The sequence below is a fragment of the Capnocytophaga sp. oral taxon 338 str. F0234 genome (assembly GCF_000192225.1).
Classification (GTDB): domain Bacteria; phylum Bacteroidota; class Bacteroidia; order Flavobacteriales; family Flavobacteriaceae; genus Capnocytophaga.
Window position 1 is genome coordinate 869564 of the sequence record NZ_GL872413.1, and the last position, 20795, is coordinate 890358.

The following is a 20795-nucleotide window of genomic DNA, read 5'->3' on the forward strand; positions in this document are numbered from 1 at the left end:
GAAAATGAATAGGAAATTAGTTGCAAAATTATTTTTCTTTTTTTTACTTTCCTCTACTTTTATTGTCAAGGGGCAGGAAAATGAACAAGTACAGGGAAAAGCAAAAGATACGATAAAAACAAGCAAATCTTTGCGCCATTTGTTATTAGAAGATTCTGATAGAATTTCGCGTAAGTATAAGTATAGTCCTGCACTTAATAAATATATTTACAGTGAAAAGGTGGGAGATTATGATATTTCTACCCCCATGTTCCTTACTCCAAAAGAATATGAGGACTTGGTCATGCGGGAGCGTATGGGGCTTTATTTTAAAGAAAAAACAGCGGCTATGCGTCCTTCAGAAAAAGGAAAAGCTACTAATGCACAAAGAGATTTGCTCCCTGAATTCTATGTGAAATCAGAATTTTTTGAATCTATATTTGGAGGAAATACGATTGATATTATTCCTCAAGGAAGTGTTGCTTTTGATTTGGGAATGCGTTATAATAAAAATGATAACCCTGCAATAAGCCCAGAATACAGAAGTTCTTATGGATTGGATTTTGATCAACGCATCAGTTTAGGAATACAAGGGAAAGTAGGAACACGTCTCTCTATTAATGCAATGTATGATACGCAGGCAACATTTGATTTCCAGAATGTTTTTAAGTTAGAATATACTCCTAATGAAGATGATATAGTCCGTAAGGTAGAATTAGGAAATGTGAGTTTACCTCTTAATAGCTCCCTTATTACTGGAGCACAGAGCCTTTTTGGTGTTAAAACAGAATTACAGTTTGGTCGTACTACAGTAACAGGTGTGTTCTCAGAACAGCGTTCCCAATCACAAACTGTTACAGCCCAAGGAGGAGGAACTATGCAGGAGTTTGAGATTCGTGCTCTAGACTATGATGAAAATCGTAACTATTTCCTTTCTCAATTTTTCCGTGACCAATATGACCGCGCTTTGGAGAACTATCCTTATATTCGCAGTAAAGTGCAAATAGTTAGAGTAGAAGTATGGGCTACTAACCGTTCTAACAGAACAGCTAATATCCGCAATATTGTAGCATTACAGGATTTAGGAGAAGCAAAATCCGAAAATACACGTATTTCTACAAATGCACCTGTGGGTTTCTTTCAAGGATCTATAGGAGATCGTCCTACTAATGAAGCGAATAAATATGATCCAACACGTATGGACTCCCCTCAATCTGTTCTGACAAAGAATATTCGAGATGTAGCTACTATCCGGTCAGGATTTGGAACTATGTCAGCCTTAGTAAATGAAGGATTTGATTATGCTATTTTGGAAAATGCTCAAAAGTTAGAAGAAGGGCGCGATTATAAAGTACATAAGCAGTTAGGGTATATCTCCCTGAGTCAAAGATTAAATAATGATGAAGTATTAGCGGTTGCTTATCAGTATACTTATGAAGGAAATGTGTATCAAGTAGGAGAGTTCGCTAATGATGGGATTTCTGCCACCACTAACGCTTATATAGCAGGACAAAATAAAATTACTAATAATTGCTTGGTACTTAAGATGCTTAAAAGTAATCGTTTGGTAACAGGAGACCCTATTTGGAAACTGATGATGAAGAATGTGTATTCACTTAATACTGTACAAATTGATCCAGATAACTTCCGAATGAATATCTTCTATAATGATCCTTCTCCAGTGAATTATATTTCTCCTGTGGACGAGGCTACTTGGAATCGGGAGCTGACTCGTAAGATATTACTCCAACTTTTTAATTTTGACCGTCTTAATGCTTATAATGACCCACAAAATGGAGGAGATGGTTTCTTTGACTTTGTAGATGGAATTACCATTGACCCTGAATATGGAAAGATTATTTTTACCAAGGTAGAACCTTTTGGTAAATACTTATATGATAAGTTAGGAGGAGGAAATAGATATAATGATCCAACTGCTTATCATCCGACCTCTACAGCATGGAATGCTAATCAAAAGAAATATGTATTCCGTTCTCTTTATACTGACATCAAAGCCAAAGCTTTAGAGGATGCTGAAAAAAATAAATTCAGCCTCAAAGGACGTTATAAGTCCAAGGGAAGTAGGGGAATCTCTTTAGGAGCATACAATGTCCCTCGTGGTTCAGTGCGTGTTACTGTAGGAGGGCGAGTCCTTCAGGAAGGGATAGATTATACGGTGAATTATCAGCAAGGAACAGTACATATTATTGATCCGACTATTGAGAACTCAAATATGCCTATTCAGGTCTCTGTAGAAAATAATTTGATATTCGGAGGGCAAAGTCGCCGTTTTATGGGCGTCAATGTAGAACATAAGTTCAATGATAAATTCATAGTAGGAGCCTCTTTGATTAATATGCGAGAGCGTCCTTATACTCAGAAAGCCAATTATGGACAGGAGCCTGTGAATAATACTATTTTTGGTTTTGGAGGTACCTATTCTACGGAGCTTCCTTTTCTTACTCGCTTGCTTAACAAAGTGCCTTCTCTGCAGAGTGATGTTCCTTCCAACCTTTCAGTACGAGGAGAAATGGCTTTTCTGCGACCAAGTACTCCTAAAAGTACTAATTTTGATGGAGAAGCAACTGCTTATTTAGATGATTTTGAATCTGCACAAACTACAGTGGATATACGAGGATTCCGTTCATGGTCTCTTGCCAGTACACCTTTACGCTTTGGACAAGGAGCCTATCCTTCCCAAACACTCTATGGAAATACTCCTGATGATCCAGATAACCTAAAAAACGGATATGGACGAGCTAAACTTGCTTGGTATACAATCGATCCGGTCTTTTATACCAATAATAAACCCAATGATATAAATAATGGAGAAATTTCTAAGAATAGTACACGACGTATTTATGTAAAAGAGATTTTTCCAGAAAGAGAATTGGCTCAAGGGGATCTATTGGTGCAGAACACTTTGGATCTAGCCTATTACCCTAATGCTAAGGGATCTTATAATAATAATCCTCAAGCTATTAGCAGTGTCCCCCCTACTGGAAAATGGGGAGGTATTATGCGTGGAATCACAGCTACTAACTTTGAAGAGAATAATATTGAATATATACAGTTTTGGGTCTTAGACCCTTATTCCTCAGGAGAGTTCTCTCCCTCCACTACAGGAGAGTTAGTTTTTGATCTTGGAAATATTTCTGAGGATATTCTTAAAGATGGAAGAAAGCAATATGAAAATGGTTTGCCGGGACTCTCTATTCAGTCTTCTACTTATACAACTTCTTGGGGTAAAACACCAGTGGCTCAATCATTACTATATGCTTTTGACAGCAATACAGAAAATAGAACTTTACAGGATATTGGGTTAGATGGACTTACTGATGCTGAGGAACGTTCTATCTATGCTAATAATGTTTCTGAATTTCCCAATGACCCTGCTTTGGATAATTATGAATATTATTTGTCCCGTAATGGAGGTATTCTTAACCGATATTATAATTATAATGGTACTCAAGGAAACTCTCCTGTGGCAGGAAATAGCCAAGCTGCATCTTTAAATCCAGATGTAGAGGATATTAATAGGGATAATACAATGAGCACTGTCAATAGTTATTATGAATATCGAGTGCCTATTCGGGGAAATGTACAACGAACAGATAGGTATGTAAGTGATATACGGGAAGTATATGCAGAGACTCCTAGTGGACAACCTATTTTAGCGCGATGGATTCAGTATAAAATACCTGTAAAAGATGCTAATAGAAGAGAATTCGGAGGAGGAGGAGATTTACGTTCAATAACCCATATACGCATGTATCTTACAGGCTTCTCATCTGATGTAGTATTACGCTTTGGTACATTGGATTTAGTACGAGGTGATTGGAGACACTATACCAAATCTCTTAAGGATGATCTTTCCGCACCAGGGACAGGTACTCATACTGAGATTGGTTCAGTAAGCCTTATTGAAAATGAATCCCGACAACCCATTCCTTATCGTATGCCTCCTGGGGTATATAGGGAACAAGTGAATCAAAATAACACTATTGTGAGGCAAAATGAGCAATCTCTTTCCTATACAGTGTGTGACCTTAATACTAATGATGCACGAGGGGTTTATAAGAATTTTCATGCAGACCTTCGACAGTATAAGCGCATAAAGATGTTTGTTCATGCGGAACGTTATAAAAATCAATCCCTTGCTGATGGGGAAATGGTAGCTTTTATTCGTTTAGGTTCGGATTTGTCTGAAAATTTCTATCAGGTGGAGATTCCTTTACAAGTAACTCCCGCAGGAGCTCATTTAGAAGAGGTGATTTGGCCCTCTCAGAACAGATTTGATATCCCTATGGAGGCACTTACCCAAATAAAGGCTAAAGGAATTAATAGTGGAAACTTAGCGAATCTTACCTATTATGATGCTAACCTTAATCATATTCCATCACCTGCCACAACACCTCACACGATGGGACAAAATAGATATGCAATTAAGGGGAATCCTTCTTTAGGAAATATTCAAATCGTTATGATAGGCGTGAAGAATGTAACTTCTAATCGTATATGTGGAGAATTATGGTTTAATGAATTACGATTGGCTGAACTGGAGAATAAAGGAGGTTGGGCTGGAATAGCTGCTGTGGATTTGAATGCTGCGGACTTTATGGATATTTCTGTTACGGGGAAAATGAGTACTGTAGGTTTTGGTACTGTAGAACAAAAACCTAATGAACGTAGCCGTCAAGAAGTACGTCAGTTTGATGCTATGATGAATATCAATGCTGGTAAGCTCTTTCCTAAAAAGTGGAATATGCAAATTCCTGTAGGGCTTAATCGTTCCTCAACAGTAGCTACTCCTGAATATGATCCGCAATATGAGGATATACGATTGAAGGATCGTATTAATGCTGCTCAAACTCAAGAACAAAAAGACCTTATTAAGCGACAGGCTGAAGATTATACCCTGCGTAAAGGTATTTCCTTGATAGGAGTTAAGAAAAACTTAGCTGAAGAACAAAAAGCCAAAATATATAGTATAGAGAATTTTACTTTTAACTATGCTTATAATCAGATGGATCACCATGATTTTGAAATAGAAAATCAACGGGAGCAAAATGTGCGTACAGGAATACAATATGCACATGCTTTTGAACAAAAGCAGATACTTCCTTTCAAAGGAAATGAGAAAATAAATACTAATAAATACCTTAAATGGCTTTCTGAGGTGAATTTCAATCTCTTGCCTAATAATATTTATATAGGACCTACTATTACGCGTACTTTTGCTCGTCAACGCTTCCGTGAAGTGTATCCTTTAGGAGTGAATCCTAATAATCAGGTGCCTTTACCTGAATTACAACAACGTAATTATCTGTTTGATTGGCAATATGGGCTCAATTATTCCCTTACTAAGTCTCTTAAAATAAGTTATGATGTCACCAATAGTAATATTGTTCGTAATTATTACCAGTGGGAAAATGGGCGACAAGAGGTAAATAAAGAACTCACTCTATGGAATGATTTTTGGAATCCAGGTACTCCTAATCACTTTATGTCTGCTTTTAAAGTGAATTATGAACTACCATTGGATAAGCTACCTTACTTGTCTTTCTTGAAAGCTTCTTATTCTTATACTGGTGATTTTGATTGGCAACGTGGTTCTGACGCTCTTACTCAGGTAGCAGGACACCAGATTAATAAAGTACAGAATGCTAACACCCACAATTTTGCGGCGAATATGACTTTTGATCGTTTCTATACTTCTTTAGGAGTGAAGAATAAAGGTAAAAATGATAAGTGGACAGCCAAAGACCATCTTTTACGTTTTGTTACTATGATAAAGCGTATAGGAGTTAGTTATACGGAAACTAATGGTACTATGTTACCAGGATATTTACCTCAAGTAGGTTTCTTCGGTTCTTCTAAGCCTTCTTTACCTTTTGCCTTTGGTTGGCAAGATGATATCCGTTATGAGGCAGGTAGGCATGGGTGGCTTACTAATTTTGCTGACTTTAATGAGCAGTTTATTCGTTCTACCAATAAGAATTTAGGAATTACAGCAGGTTTGCAGCCTACTAATGATTTGCAAATAGACCTTAAGGCTGATCGTGAATACATTGATAACTTTGCGGAAACTTTTAATGCTATCAATGGTGGTTATAATCCACTTATAGGAAATACTACAGGTAGCTTTGTGATTTCGGATAATATGATCTTGACTTCTTTCATGAAGTCTAATGAATATAGCTCTAAAGCATTCCAAACTTTTAAAGAGAATAGGATTACCATCGCCAATCGTTTAGCACAACAAAAGGGAATAGACCTCACCAATCCTGCCAATATAGATAGTGATGGATTCCCTAAAGGATTTGGAAAAAATAACCAAGCGGTAATGATGCCTGCCTTCTATGCAGCTTATACAGGGCGGAGTGCTAATAAAGTTTCTTTAGGAGCCTTTAGGAATATTCCTATCCCAGCATGGACTATTCGCTATTCTGGGTTAATGCGCTTGGAAAGTTTTAGAAAAATTTTCCGTCGTTTCTCTCTTACTCATGGCTATCGAGCTAGTTATGCACTAAGCAATTTCCGTACTAATTTGGAATATTACCAGAACCCTACTCAGTTGGATCAAGGAGGCAATTTCCGAAATGAAAAACTCTTTACTAATGTAAACCTCGTAGAACAGTTCTCTCCTCTTATTCGTATTGATACTGAGTTGCAAAATTCATTCAGTGTGATGGGAGAAATTCGCAGAGATAGGACTATTTCTATCAGTTTAGATAATAACTATCTCACTGAACTTATGCGTAAAGAATACCGCTTAGGATTAGGTTATCGCTTTAAGGATATTAGCTTTGCTTCCCGCTTTAATGGGCGTGATGTGATTATCAAGAGTGACCTTAACCTTAAGGCAGATATAGCCTTACGCAGCGATTATACTGTAATTCGCAATATGGAATTAGATGATAATCAGGTAACTAATGGACAAACTTCTTGGTTAGCTCGATTTACGGCAGATTATGCTTTCTCCAAGAATCTCTCAGGAATCTTCTATTTTGATTATTCCTTCTCCAAATATGCTATATCTACTTCCTACCCAATGACTACTATTCGAACAGGAATTACCATCCGATATACCTTTAATTAATGATCAATAATTAATAACAAATAACCAATAGTTAACTATTGGTTATTTGTTATTATGGAAATAAGAAGATTTTTTCTTTTCTTTTTCATTTTTAAATCGTAATTTTGGGCATTAATCTAAAAACACATAGATATGAAAAAGTATTTTTTATTCTTTATTTTGAGTCTTTTTACTTTGTATACAAAGGCTCAATCTTCCTATACATTGGAGGACTATTTCAATTATTTCGAAGAAGCCAATAGCAAGTGTCAGCAATTGCATAAGGAAGGAAAGTATCAAGAAGAAGAGGGAATTTTTATTTCTAATTTGAAAAAATTGGAGGAAGTATCCTTGACTGAAAATGACCCAAAGTATAAAAAGAACCAGAACCTTATTGAGGCTATAAAAGCCAATATATATTATAATTTGGCTTGCGTACGCTCCTTACAAAACAAGAAAAAGGAAGCAATTGCAACTCTTGAAAAAGCAGTAGCTTTAGGTTATGATGATTATAGAAATGTAAAGACAGATAAAGATTTTATTAATATTCGCAAGGAAAAGAAATTTATTGCATTATTGAAAAAACTCAAACCTTTTGATAAACTTGTGATACTACAACAAGCAGGAGCTTATCAAAAACAGCAAACAAATACGCTTCCACGCTTTACTTATCAAGCAGCTAATGATCCTTCCCTTGAGCAAGTGAGAAATTATTTTAAGTTGGATTCCGTAGCGGGAACAGGGGATGAGCTTTCCAAGATTTTCAATTTACTCCATTTTGTACATAATAACATTGTACATGATGGTAGAAATTATGCGCTCTGTGAGTTTGATGCTATAGATATCTACAACTATCATAAAGCAACAAAGAAAGGGGTGAATTGTAGGCATTTGGCTATTACACTCAATGAAATGTATCTGGCAATGGGAATTCCATCTCGTTATGTAACCTGTATGCCTAAGAATCCCAATGATACAGATTGTCATGTGATTAATAGTGTCTATTCTCAACAGTTGCAGAAATGGATTTGGATAGACCCAACTTTTAATGCCTATGTAAAGGATGAAAAGGGAAATCTCTTAAGTATTGCGGAGGTAAGAGACCGATTGATACATAATAAGCCTTTAGTACTTAACAAAGATGCTAATTGGAATAACAAGGAAGAGCAAACCAAAGAAGAGTATCTGGAGGTTTATATGGCAAAAAACCTGTATTGGTTCTCTTGTCCACTACAGAGCAAATTTAACCCTGAAAGTCGTTTTAGAAAATCAGATACTTCATTTGTAGCTCTTTTGCCTAAAGGCTTTACAATTCAAAAAGAAAAAGAAGAATATATCACAAATGACCCTGATTATTTTTGGCAAAAGCCATAGCAATGACCGATGATTAATTTCTAATCATAGGTATTGACTTAACATGGTTTTTGAAAGTGAAAAGTGTAAAAATAATTCAATTTTCTTTGTACTATCAGAGGAAAAACTTACTTTTGCCCTCAGTAAAAGAATAAAAAAGGAAAAACCCGAAAATCCTTTAATAGAGTAGGGAAACATACTTAATTATATATTTATGAAAAAAGTATTAATGACCGTAGTATTTGCCGCTCTTACTGTAGTAGGAGCCAGTGCACAAGTAAAATTTGGAGCTCGTGCAGGGCTTAACCTTGCTGATATAGCTTCCAAAGTGAATGATGTGAAGGCTGAAACTAAAATCCGTCCTGCTTTCTATGTAGGTGGTTTAGCAGAATTTGCCTTTAATGATGTTGTCCTTATGGATGCAGGTCTCACTTATTCCAACCAAGGAGCTAAAGCTAAAGAAGGGGACGGGAAATATATACAACACACCCTTAACTTGCCTGTTTGGATAAAGTATGATTTTGAGGGATTCCGACCTAAAGCAGGCTTTTATATGGGGTATATCCTAAGTAGTCAATTAAAGGAAGATGGTAAAACAGAAACAGTAGACAAGGATTCCTACAGACATTTTGATTATGGTATTGGCTTAGGGGTGGAATACAACTTGCCTAATAACGGATTGTTCTTTGAAGCCTCTTACAACTGGGGATTAGCAAATCTTACAAAAGATGGAGACTCTAAGAACTATAGTAATAACCGTGTAATTCAAGTAGGGGTAGGGTATAAGTTCTGATCCCCTATGATAGCGAGAGCTTGTAGCTCCTCGTACTTATAAAAATACGAAAAACCGTTCCACATTCGGAACGGCTTTTCTTTTGTAATATAAAAAACTAATACCCTTTCTATTTTTGGAAAGTATTATTATCAGTATTAATATCTGTCGTAATATTATTAGGGTCAATAACTACTTTTTGAATATTTTCAAAAGGTATATCTACATCAAAGGTGTAAGTAAGATGTCCCCAACCCCAAGAAGGTAATACTTTACGTTCATAGTTATAAGGATTTTCTTTTTCTCCAAACTGCATACGGAGAGGGATGTAGTAGTAATAGGTTTTATTATTTTTATCTATTACGAATACATCAGTAGGTAGCGGCATCCTGTCCACACGGCGGAGGGTGATTTCTGTTTTGTTGCCTTTGGCTCCTACTTTCTCTACAGCATAGTCTACATGGTGAGGTGTTTGCATGAATTCATTAAGGTACCATTGGAGTTGCATACCAGAAACTTTTTCAGCACAACGAATAAAGTCATGAGGTTGTGGATGCTTGAGAGCAAATTTCTTATAATATAATTGAAGCGTTTTTTCTACATTCTTTTCACCAATAATATATTCTAATTGTCTTAGAAAGAGAGCTCCCTTACTATAGGCGGTAATAGAGTAAGCATAATTGGTATTGAAACGGTCGGATTGGTGGGTAGGAGTTTCTTCATAATTGGATTTTACATATCTGTTATAGGATTTGTAAAAGCCTACAAAAGGATCTTTAGCCCCTAACATACCGAGAGCACGATCTTGTATATAAGAGCAAAATCCTTCATCCATCCAAGGATAAGCAGTCTCATCACTGGCTAAGATAAGGTGAAACCAAGCATGTCCAAACTCATGTACGGCAGTGCTTAATAGGGAATCATAGTTTTCACCGCCTTGAATAAGAGTACACATAGCATATTCCATACCTCCGTCCCCTCCTTGAATAAAGGAGTATTGACGCCAAGGATATTTGCCTACGAACTTATTATAGAAGTTGAAGGTTTTGAGCATTTGAGGTTGGATTTTCTTCCAATTTTCAGGATATTTTTTGTAAAGGAAGTGGAGAGTTTGTCCATTGCCAGCATCTAATTTATCATGAACAAATTGAGGGTCAGCAGCCCAAGTGAAGTCGTGTACTTGTGGTGCATAGAAGTGCCAAGTACGAGTATTACCTTTTACTTTAGGTACTTTTACACCCGCATCTTCATAACCGAAACCGATTTCATTATTGTTCTGTAGATAGCCGGAGCCCCCTACAACATAGTTCTTATCAATGGTAATCTTTACATCAAAATTACCCCAGACGCCATAGAATTCACGAGTAATATACTCAGTAGTATCCCATCCACGATAGTCATATTCTGCTAATTTTGGATACCATTGAGTCATGGAGAGAGCCACACCGTCAGGGTTATTACGCCCACTTCGGCGAATCATCACAGGAGCTTGTCCTGTAAAGTCCATCTTAAGTACAGTGGAGGAGTGAGGAAGGATAGGCTTGTTCAAATCCACTTTTACAATAGTACCTTCTGTTTTGTATTTTACAGGAGTACCATCTTGAGAAAGAGCATTTACGCGTACATATCCAATTTCTTCAGGTTTAAGAAGGGAAATACGACTTTCATACTGAGGTTTCTCTTTGGTACCTTTGTTGTTGACCATACGGCGATCGGGGTCACGAATAGTCTGCAAACGAGCATCCATTTCACTTCCAGGTTGGAAAGCGTTAAGGAATACATGGTAGTACACTACTTTCAAGGTGTCAGGAGAATTGTTAGTGTAGGTGAGTTCTTGTTTTCCTGTGTATTGGTAGTTCTTTACATTCATGTTGATGTCCATCTTGTAATCTACATGTTGTTGCCAATACGGTGCATTCTGTGCCTTGAGAACTCCTATAGTTCCAAGAGCCACAAGGGGTAACATTCGTTTATAATTCATCATGTTTATAATTTGTAATTATATGGATACAAAATTACGAATTTAAAAGGAATTTTGAAAATAAAAAATAAAATTTCTTACTGCTCCCAATTATATGATTTTTTTCGTTACTTTTGTGCTGTTTTTTCAATTGAACATATACATGGAATTAAACCTTACTCGTCCTATTTGTTTCTTTGATTTAGAAACTACAGGGACAGATGTCTCCAAAGATCGCATTGTGGAGATTTCTATTCTTAAAGTGTTCCCTAATGGTTCCCGCGAAAGTAAAACATGGCTGGTGAATCCTACGATACCTATCCCAGCAGCTTCCACGGACATTCATGGAATTAGTGATAAGATGGTTGCTCAGGCCCCCACTTTCAAGGAACTGGCAAAACAAATACATAACCTTATTAAGGATTCTGATTTAGCGGGTTATAATTCTGATCGCTTTGATATCCCTTTGTTGGCAGAGGAACTCCTACGAGCAGGAGTGGATTTTGATCTAAAGAACCGTGTAACGGTAGATGTACAAACTATTTTTCATAAGATGGAGCAGCGTACTCTTTCAGCAGCTTATAAGTTCTACTGTAAGAAGTCCCTGGACAATGCTCATTCTGCACAGGCTGATACTGATGCTACTTATGAAATCCTTAAAGCACAATTGGACTGTTATTCTGATACGCTACCCAATGATGTCAAACAACTAAGTGATTTTACTACTCGTAAACAAATAGCTGATTTTGCAGGATTTATTGCTTATAATGATAAAGGAGAAGAGATTTTTACCTTTGGTAAGCATAAAGGTCGTAAGGTAGAAGAAATTTTAGAAGAAGAGCCTGGTTATTTTGGTTGGATCCTCAGCGCAGATTTTCCCCTTTATACCAAGAAAGTTCTTACTGCTATTCGCTTAAGAAAAGGATTAGGACAATGATTAATGGTCAAATGTCAATGATCACTGATGCAAATCCATTAAAAAAATCTTATATTCCTCATTAGTTAAGATAATATATGTCTCTTAAGGGAAGCGACACTTATTAGGATTATCTTAACCAATATCAGGGTAGAGATGTGAATTTGTAATGCTTTAGAAGGTTAGGGAATAATATAACTACCTAAAATATAAAAACCGCTCTATAGAGCGGTTTTTATATTGTTCTAAACTGTCAGATAATTAGAATCTGAAAGAAAGTCCAAAAGTAGGAGTAGTAAAGAAGTTGTTAAACTTATTTACATTGAAATTAACAGTGGTAGTACCATCTCCATTTTTTGGTTTGTTATTTACAACAGAGAAGATATCAGTTAAACCAAAGTTAATAGCAAAACTCTTAGTAAGAAAATAATTCATTCCTAAGCCAGCATGGAAACCGAATTCAGTGGATTTAGCATCAGCAACTTTGTCATTGATGGAATCAAAACCAAGACCTGCTTGTCCATATACTTTGAAGCGTTGTCCTAATTCAAGGAAGTAGTAACGTCCAAATACCCCCACACCAAAGGTGTTTACTTCTCGAGAATTTTCTTTATCTGAAGAAATGTTCAACCCCAATCCAAGGGCAAAATTATCAGAAAGAAAATAACCCCCTACAGGAGCAAAACCATAAGAAGTGGTAGTTTTGGTGCTGTTACCATCAGGAACACTTTTAGAAGTTAGGCTAAGATTTCCTTCTACAAGTACATCTCCTTTAGAGAATCCAAAATCGCTTTCTTCTTGAGCGTTAGCAAAGCTGAATGCAAATACAGCTATTGCAGATAAAAGAATTTTTTTCATCTTTAATTCTGTTTTTTTAAGTTTTAACGGCGCAAAGGTATATCATTTTTTTGAAAAAAACATAGAAAAAAATACTATTTTTATTTTTTTATTTTCAAAGGCTTGTATTTCAATAATATATAATTATCAGTGTTTAACATAAAACAGCAGGGTATATGTAAATAAACATATTCTTTAACTATTTAGTCCAGAGAAAACAGTTAGAAAAAGATACTTCCATCAAGGATAAGTATTCCATAGTAGGGCAAATAATATTTTTATTTATAAAGAATATAAATAATAGAATAAGGCTGTTAAAAAAGAAAATTTTGATAATTAATTAAAAAAAAAATGATACTTTTGCGCGACTTTTTAAGAAACTAACTAATTTATATCCTATGTCAAGCGACATCCGTATTCGAAAAGGATTGGACATTCAGTTGGAAGGAAAAGCCGAGACAATTACCAAAGCTACTCCGCTGGCAAAGGTATACGGTATAAAGCCTGCTGAATTCCACCGCGTAATCCCCAAGCTCATTGTACGTGAGGGGGCAACACTCAAAGCCGGAGACGCCGTTTTCTACGACAAAAGAGATGAAAGGATATTGTTCCCTTCTCCCGTTAGTGGTACTATCACGGAAATTATCCGTGGAGAACGCCGTAAAATTCTGGAAATCAGAATTACTCCTGACACTACTCAGTCTTTTCATGACTTCGGAAAGAAAGAAGTAGAACAGCTTTCTGCTCAACAAATTAAAGAGCATTTGTTACAATCAGGTTGCTGGCCATTTATCAAACAACGTCCTTATGACGTAATTGCCAGTGTGGATAGTAAGCCTAAGGCAATCTTTGTATCGGCTTGCAAAACCCATCCACTTGCGCCTGATTATGACTATGTACTCAAAGGAAAGGAAAAAGAATTACAGGTAGCTCTTACAGCTTTATCTAAGCTCACCACAGGTAAGGTACATGTATCTGTTTTCAAGGATAGTTCACTATCTCCTTTCCGTGATCTTAAAGACATTGTTTTGCATAATGTCTCTGGTCCACATCCTGCAGGAAATGTGAGCACTCAGATTGCTCATATCAGTCCTATAAATAAAGGAGAAGTAGTATGGGTAGTAACTCCACAGGATTTGGTAGTTATTGGAGAACTTTTCCTTACAGGAAAGATGAATCTTACTCGTATCGTGGCTCTTACAGGTGCTCGTATTGAAGCTCCTGAATATGTAACAGCTCTTGCAGGAGCACAAATTAGTGCAGTGGTAGGTAATCAAGTGAAGGATATAGCAACTACACGTATTATCAGTGGTGATGTACTTACGGGTACTCAAGTAAGTGAAAATGACTATTTAGGATTCTATGATGACCAAATTACTGCTATTCCTGAAGGAAATGATTATGATTTGTTAGGATGGGCGAAACCTATTTCTAATAAGATTTCACTTACCCGTGCGCTTACTTTCTCTTGGCTTCACCCTAACAGAAAGTATAATCTTACCACCAATACCAATGGTGAACAGCGTGCCTTTGTAGTAACGGGTATGTATGAAGAAGTGTTTCCTTTGGATATCTATCCTATGCAGTTGCTAAAAGCTTGTCTGTATAAGGACTTGGATGAATTAGAAAATCTTGGAGCTTATGAGATAGCTCCTGAAGATTTTGCCTTGACTGAGTTTGTTTGTGTGTCCAAACAACCACATCAGCAAATCATCAGAGATGGACTTGATTTAATGATGGATGAATTAGGATAGCAAACAGTTAAATGTAGTTATATGTCAAATTATTACAAACCTTCAGGGAAATTTTCTCCTCTGGCTTTTCTTTATTTTGTATTAGCATGTGTGATAGTATTTCCTATACTTTCTGCTATATATGCTTATGCAACATGGTATATCCCATTAATTTATATAAATGTCTTGATTACTATAGGATTCGGTTTTGGAATCTGTTTTATAGTAAGTTATTTAATAATTAATTTAGGAAAAGTTCGCAGTTATGGATTGGCTATTCTGTTGGCTATTCTCTCTGGTCTTGTTGCCTATTATTTGCAATGGGTGGTATGGTCGGATTTAGCAATTAATGGAACGGAATCTTACGGGAACAAACAAATAGGAATTGTGGTAAGTAATGTTCAATTTGAACAATTACTTTATCTGCTTTCCCATCCCTCTGCTCTTTTGGATTTGATAAAGCTTATCAATGAAAATGGTACTTGGGGAATCAAAGGAAATACTATTAGTGGAGGCTTCCTTACTGCAATTTGGGTGGCAGAATTTGCTATTATCATGTTTTTCAGTGTCTTATCAGCTAAAAGAGCCAGACTCCCTTTTGATGAACAAATACAAGAATGGTTCAAGGAAGAAAACTTACCTATCTTTTCTTTTATAGAAAATGAGGCAGATTTCAAAAAGAAAGTTGAACAAGGTGATTGGGAACAATTATCAGAAACTATTCAAAGAGGTGATGAAGGAGAAAATCATAGTACATTCACTGTATATGCATCGGGAAGTGAGTACTATCTATCTGTCTCCAATGCTAAGCGTAAGGAAAGTAAGAAGGATAAAATAGAGTTTGACATTCATAAGATTATAGAATATCTCCATATTGATAAGACTGTTTATGACATGCTAAGAGCAAAAGCCTAACTTATGGCAAGACCAACAAGTAAAGGAAGTCTAGTAACTTTAGCCAAAGAAAATTACCAAAGGTTGATTTCTTTGATAGAAGCACTACCTGAGAGGCAGCGAGAAAAAGCATTTCCCGAAGGTACTATGAATAGGAATATTCGTGATGTTATAGGACATTTGTATTATTGGCATTTATTGTTCTTAAACTGGTATGAGGAAGGAATGAAAGGAGGTAAACCCAAAATACCCAAAGAAGGTTACACTATGAAAGACACTCCTAAATTAAACCAAGAGATATGGAAAAGTTGCCAAAAGGTACTGTTTTCTGAAATGTTTTCTATGTTTAAAGACTCACATAGTAAAGTTTTTCGTATTATAGAAAGTCATACTGATGAGGAACTTTTTACTAAAAAAAAGTATCACTGGACGGGTAGTACCTCCTTAGGCTCTTACTTAGTTTCGGCAACGTCAAGTCATTACGATTGGGCTTTAAAACTAATTCGCAAATCAATAAAAAAGAAATAATTAACTTATTCATAATAAAATGAGTTTAAAAAGTAAATTACATACATTAAAAGAGAAGTATAAGGGCACTAAGTGGGAAACAACCTTTAATGCACTTCACACTTTCCTTTATACGCCTAATGAGGTAACCCATGGAGGTACTCATATTAAGGCAGTTGATGACCTAAAGCGGACTATGAATACCGTGATTATGGCACTGATTCCATGCTTGGTCTTTGGTATCTTTAATGCAGGATACCAGCATCAAGTAGCTTTTGGAGACTTAGAACCTCAAGCAGGAATGTCCTTTTTCAGTGGAGATTTTTGGAATTGGACGAATTTTTCCATAGGAGCTATTAAGGTACTTCCTTTAGTTATTGTTTCCTATATAGTGGGTTTAGGTATTGAATTTATCTTTGCTACTATCCGTAAGCATGAAGTAGAAGAAGGATATTTGGTAACTGGTATGTTGGTACCATTGATTGTACCTATTGATATACCCCTTTGGATGCTTGCTGTAGCAGTGGCTTTTGGAGTGATTATAGGGAAAGAGGTATTTGGAGGTACAGGAATGAATATTCTAAACCCTGCCCTTACCATTCGTGCTTTCTTATTCTTTGCTTATCCTACTTCAATGACCGGAGACAAAGTATGGGTGGAAGGAGCTCTTAAGAGAGCAAGTGATATTGCTGCTGGAGCAAAGTTAGATGCTGTATCTGGGGAGACTATCTTGGGAAGTTTAGCACAAGGGCAACCAGAGACTTATCAAGTTTCAGACCTTTTCTATGGATTTATTCCAGGTTCTGTAGGAGAAACCTCTACCTTATTGATACTTTTAGGAGCTTTGTTCCTCATCTATACCAAGATTGCTTCTTGGAGAGTGATAGTGAGTATGTTCGTAGGCGCCTTTGTGATGGGGACTATCTTTAATTGTTTGGCACCATCGGTGGAAGGTACACAATTCTTTGCTCTGTGGAGTCTGCCTGCTTATGAGCATTTGCTTATCGGAGGCTTGGCTTTTGGAGCGGTTTTTATGGCTACTGACCCAGTAACTGCTGCACAGACCAATACAGGAAAATATATTTATGGTTTCTTAGCAGGATTTGTGGCTATTGCTATTCGTTGTTTCAACCCAGCTTATCCTGAAGGGGTGATGCTTGCTATCTTACTAATGAATGTATTGGCGCCAACTATTGACCATTTTGTAGTACAAGCCAATGTTTCACGTCGAAAAAAACGCTTAAAACTAACTACTAAAACCGCATAATTATGGCAATCAAAACAGAAAGTAATTCATACACAGTGATTTTCGCCATTGTCATGGTGGTAATCGTAGGAGCTTTGCTCGCTGGAATTTCTTCCGCACTGAGTCATCAAATCAGTGAGAATAAGAAACTGGAAAAGAAACAAAATATCCTTTATGCTATGGGGGTAAATCATAATGAAGGATCCCTTGGGGAAGGAAAGGTAGTGTTTTTAACTACAGAAGAAGCAAATGCTGAATTTGATAAATATATTAAAGAGCAATACCTTATTAATCCTGCAGATAATACCGCTAAGGAAGTGAAAGGAGCAGATGATCTGATTAATTTTAATGGTCACCGTGAAGGCTTACCTTTGTATGTGGGAGAAAAAGATGGCAAAACAATCTATATTATCCCTGTAAATGGTCGTGGATTATGGGATGCTATTTGGGGGTATATTGCAGTGGATAAAGATTTAATTGTACAAGGTGTTTTCTTTGACCATAAAGGAGAAACTGCCGGGTTAGGAGCTAATATTAAGGAACGCTTCTTCATGGATGATTTCATTGGAGAACATCTCTTAGATGCAAGTGGTAATTTCCAAAGTATCAAGATCTCCAAAACCAATGCAGACCCTGAAAACAAACGTAAAGAAGATGGTAAGGTGGATGCTATTGCAGGAGCTACTCTTACAGGAAACGGAGTTGCTAATATGATTCAGCATGGAATTTCCGCCTATGTATCCTATATTAAGAGTTTAAACAAATAAGACTATGGGACTAACAAAAAAAGATATCAAACTAGTAAAAGATCCCTTATGGGATAATAACCCTGTAACAGTACAAGTATTAGGTATCTGTTCAGCTTTAGCGATTACAGCCCAACTTAGAGCAGCTATTGTAATGAGCCTTTCTTTTACCTTTGTGCTGGTAATGGGGAACGTAACCATTTCTTTGCTTAGAAATGTGATACCACCTAAAATTCGTATCATTGCTCAGCTCATCGTAGCAGCAACCTTGGTAATTGTGGTGGACTTTGTGCTCAAAGCCTTTGTATATGACCTGAGCAAGCAGTTGTCAGTATATGTAGGGCTTATTATTACTAACTGTATTCTGATGGGACGCTTTGAAGCCTTTGCCTTAGGGAACCCTCCGGGAAAATCTTTCTTAGATGCCTTGGGTAATGCAGGAGGTTATTCTATTGCTTTGCTTATTGTAGCTTTCTTCCGTGAACTTTTGGGATCAGGTACTTTGCTTGGTTTTCAAGTATTAGGGGACCCTATCAAGAAAACGGGTGTGTATGCTTTAGGGTATGAAAATAATGGATTTATGCTCTTGGCTCCAATGGCATTGGTAACTTATGGTATCGTAGTATGGGTACAGCGTTCACGTAACAAAGCCCTTATAGAGAACAGTCATTAATCATTTAAAAAGAGAACAAAATGTTAGAATATTTAACACTGATTTTTAAATCCATATTCGTTGAGAATATGATTTTTGCTACCTTTTTAGGTATGTGTTCCTATTTGGCTGTATCTAAAAAAGTGTCAACTGCTATAGGCTTAGGGGCAGCTGTGATTTTTGTACAAACACTTACCGTACCAATGAATTACTTGTTAAACCAATATATCCTCAAAGAAGGTGCTTTGGCTTGGTTAGGTGAAGAATATGCGCAATATGATTTAAGTTTCCTCACTTATATCTTATTTATTGCTACTGTTGCTACTATGGTGCAGCTTGTTGAGATTATTGTGGAAAAATTCTCACCATCGTTATATAATTCATTGGGTATTTTCTTGCCACTGATAGCGGTGAACTGTGCTATTTTAGGAGGATCACTCTTTATGCAATCACGTGAAGAAACTATTCATTCCTTTGGGCTTTCAGTAGCTTATGGATTTAGTTCAGGATTAGGGTGGGCTATTGCTATCCTTGCCCTGGCAGCTATTCGTGAAAAGATACGCTATTCACATGTGCCTGCTCCTTTGCGTGGTTTAGGAATTACCTTTATCACCACAGGACTTATGGCAATAGGCTTTATGAGTTTTGGAGGAATGCTTACCGGAGATAATAGCAAAAAGAAAGAAGCACCTAAACAAGAAACAACTATTCAACAAGAAGTGAAAACTGATAAATTAGCCAATAACACAAAAGATTTAAGTAATGATTTTAGTAAGTGAAATATTAACAACTATTACTGTTACAGTAATAGGATTATTAGTGATAATTTTATTGTTAGTGGCGATTTTACTTTATGTAAAACAAAAACTAACCCCATCGGGACCTGTGAAGATTACCATTAATAATGATAAAGAAATAGATGTACCCATAGGAGGATCTTTACTATCTACCCTAGGTAATGAAAAGATTTTCTTACCATCGGCTTGTGGTGGTAAAGGATCCTGTTTGCAATGTAAATGTCATGTATATGAAGGAGGAGGAGAAGCTCTTCCTACAGAAACACCTCACTTTACCAAGAAAGAACTCAAAGAAGGTATGCGCCTGGCTTGCCAAGTAAAAGTAAAACAAGATATGAAAATAGGGGTACCAGAACAAGTGTTTGGTATCAAGAAATGGGAAGCAACAGTAGTGAGCAACTATAATGTGGCATCATTTATTAAAGAATTCGTGGTAGAACTCCCTGAGGATATGAACTACAGACCAGGAGGATATATTCAAATTGAAATTCCTGCCTGTGAGGTAAAATATACAGATATTGATATTACTGCACATCCTAAAGAACATCCAGGAGAGCCTGAGAAGTTCAGAATGGAATGGGATAAGTTTAAGTTGTGGCCACTGGTGATGAAGAATCCAGATCCAGCAGAGCGTGCTTATTCTATGGCTTCCTATCCAGCAGAAGGGCGCCGTATAATGTTGAACGTGCGTATTGCCACTCCTCCATTTGATAGAGCTAAAGGAGGTTGGATGGATGTAAATCCAGGGGTAGCTTCCTCTTATATCTTCTCTCGCAAACCAGGAGATAAGGTAACCATTTCAGGGCCTTATGGTGAGTTCTTTATTAATGATTCTAATGCTGAGATGTTATATGTAGGTGGGGGAGCAGGGATGGCGCCTATGCGTTCTCACTTATACCATCTTTTTAAAACCTTAAAAACTAAAAGGAAGGTTACTTATTGGTATGGAGGTCGTTCCAAACGAGAATTATTCTATGTAGAACATTTCCGTGAGCTTGAACGAGAATTTCCTAATTTTAGATTCTTTATTGTGCTTTCTGAACCATTACCCGAAGACAATTGGAAAGTGAAGAAAGATATCAATGATCCTGAAGGGGATGGATTCTTAGGATTTGTTCACAATGCTGTCATTGAACAATATTTGAGCAAACACGAAGCTCCAGAAGATATTGAATTGTATTTCTGTGGTCCTCCAATGATGAACAAAGCTGTTCAGAAAATGGGACAAGACTTTGGTATGCCTGATGAAAACATTCGCTTCGACGATTTTGGAGGTTAAAACAACTTTTTCCATATACAAAAAATCCGACTCACTTTTTTGA

Annotated in this window: 14 protein-coding genes; 12 read left to right on the forward strand and 2 right to left on the reverse strand. The window is 36.6% G+C overall.

Annotation, left to right across the window (positions count from 1 at the left end; genetic code table 11):
• Positions 1 to 4: 4 nt before the first annotated feature.
• The 3 genes from sprA to HMPREF9071_RS04020 all read left to right on the forward strand — a co-directional run bounded on the left by sprA (position 5) and on the right by HMPREF9071_RS04020 (position 9206).
• Positions 5 to 7081 carry a cell surface protein SprA gene (gene sprA, locus HMPREF9071_RS04010; RefSeq protein ID WP_009745295.1) on the forward strand — a complete coding sequence of 2359 codons (7077 nt, stop codon included), beginning with the start codon at positions 5 to 7 and terminating at the stop codon, positions 7079 to 7081.
• 132 nt (positions 7082 to 7213) lie between these two features.
• Complete coding sequence (locus tag HMPREF9071_RS04015; RefSeq protein WP_009745296.1) at positions 7214 to 8434, forward strand: transglutaminase family protein; 1221 nt, start codon at positions 7214 to 7216, stop codon at positions 8432 to 8434.
• 193 nt (positions 8435 to 8627) lie between these two features.
• Positions 8628 to 9206, forward strand: coding sequence for a porin family protein (locus tag HMPREF9071_RS04020; protein WP_009745298.1), 579 nt, complete (start codon positions 8628 to 8630; stop codon positions 9204 to 9206).
• Positions 9207 to 9315: 109 nt separating this feature from the next.
• Here the strand turns inward: HMPREF9071_RS04020 and HMPREF9071_RS04025 are convergent, their stop codons facing one another.
• On the reverse strand, positions 9316 to 11166 hold the full coding sequence (locus tag HMPREF9071_RS04025) for a M1 family metallopeptidase (protein WP_040358265.1): 1851 nt from the start codon (positions 11164 to 11166) through the stop codon (positions 9316 to 9318).
• Between the two features lie 142 nt (positions 11167 to 11308).
• Here HMPREF9071_RS04025 and HMPREF9071_RS04030 point away from each other — a divergent pair, with 142 nt between their 5' ends.
• Positions 11309 to 12082: a 3'-5' exonuclease gene (locus tag HMPREF9071_RS04030; protein WP_040358003.1), complete on the forward strand. Its 774-nt coding sequence runs from the start codon at positions 11309 to 11311 to the stop codon at positions 12080 to 12082.
• Between the two features lie 240 nt (positions 12083 to 12322).
• Here HMPREF9071_RS04030 and HMPREF9071_RS04035 read toward each other — a convergent pair whose 3' ends face one another.
• Positions 12323 to 12919: an outer membrane beta-barrel protein gene (locus tag HMPREF9071_RS04035; RefSeq protein WP_009745301.1), complete on the reverse strand. Its 597-nt coding sequence runs from the start codon at positions 12917 to 12919 to the stop codon at positions 12323 to 12325.
• A gap of 377 nt (positions 12920 to 13296) precedes the next feature.
• On the opposite strand from HMPREF9071_RS04035, the gene HMPREF9071_RS04040 reads away from it, so the two are divergent.
• From HMPREF9071_RS04040 to nqrF, 8 genes are read left to right on the forward strand one after another with little or no spacing between them, the layout of a single operon-like run.
• A complete protein-coding gene (locus HMPREF9071_RS04040; protein WP_009745302.1) occupies positions 13297 to 14652 on the forward strand; it encodes a Na(+)-translocating NADH-quinone reductase subunit A in 1356 nt (451 codons plus the stop codon).
• Positions 14653 to 14673: 21 nt separating this feature from the next.
• Positions 14674 to 15546, forward strand: coding sequence for a hypothetical protein (locus tag HMPREF9071_RS04045; protein WP_009745303.1), 873 nt, complete (start codon positions 14674 to 14676; stop codon positions 15544 to 15546).
• 3 nt (positions 15547 to 15549) lie between these two features.
• Entirely contained in the window at positions 15550 to 16053 is a 504-nt protein-coding gene (locus HMPREF9071_RS04050) for a ClbS/DfsB family four-helix bundle protein (protein ID WP_009745304.1), read from the forward strand.
• A gap of 19 nt (positions 16054 to 16072) precedes the next feature.
• Positions 16073 to 17299: an NADH:ubiquinone reductase (Na(+)-transporting) subunit B gene (locus tag HMPREF9071_RS04055; RefSeq protein WP_009745305.1), complete on the forward strand. Its 1227-nt coding sequence runs from the start codon at positions 16073 to 16075 to the stop codon at positions 17297 to 17299.
• 2 nt (positions 17300 to 17301) lie between these two features.
• Positions 17302 to 18045, forward strand: coding sequence for a Na(+)-translocating NADH-quinone reductase subunit C (locus tag HMPREF9071_RS04060; protein ID WP_009745306.1), 744 nt, complete (start codon positions 17302 to 17304; stop codon positions 18043 to 18045).
• A gap of 4 nt (positions 18046 to 18049) precedes the next feature.
• Positions 18050 to 18697 carry an NADH:ubiquinone reductase (Na(+)-transporting) subunit D gene (locus tag HMPREF9071_RS04065; RefSeq protein WP_009745307.1) on the forward strand — a complete coding sequence of 216 codons (648 nt, stop codon included), beginning with the start codon at positions 18050 to 18052 and terminating at the stop codon, positions 18695 to 18697.
• Positions 18698 to 18717: 20 nt separating this feature from the next.
• Positions 18718 to 19455: an NADH:ubiquinone reductase (Na(+)-transporting) subunit E gene (gene nqrE, locus HMPREF9071_RS04070; protein WP_009745308.1), complete on the forward strand. Its 738-nt coding sequence runs from the start codon at positions 18718 to 18720 to the stop codon at positions 19453 to 19455.
• A complete protein-coding gene (gene nqrF, locus HMPREF9071_RS04075) occupies positions 19439 to 20752 on the forward strand; it encodes an NADH:ubiquinone reductase (Na(+)-transporting) subunit F (RefSeq protein WP_009745309.1) in 1314 nt (437 codons plus the stop codon). The genes nqrE and nqrF overlap by 17 nt, the downstream gene beginning before the upstream one ends.
• The last annotated feature ends 43 nt before the right edge of the window (positions 20753 to 20795 follow it).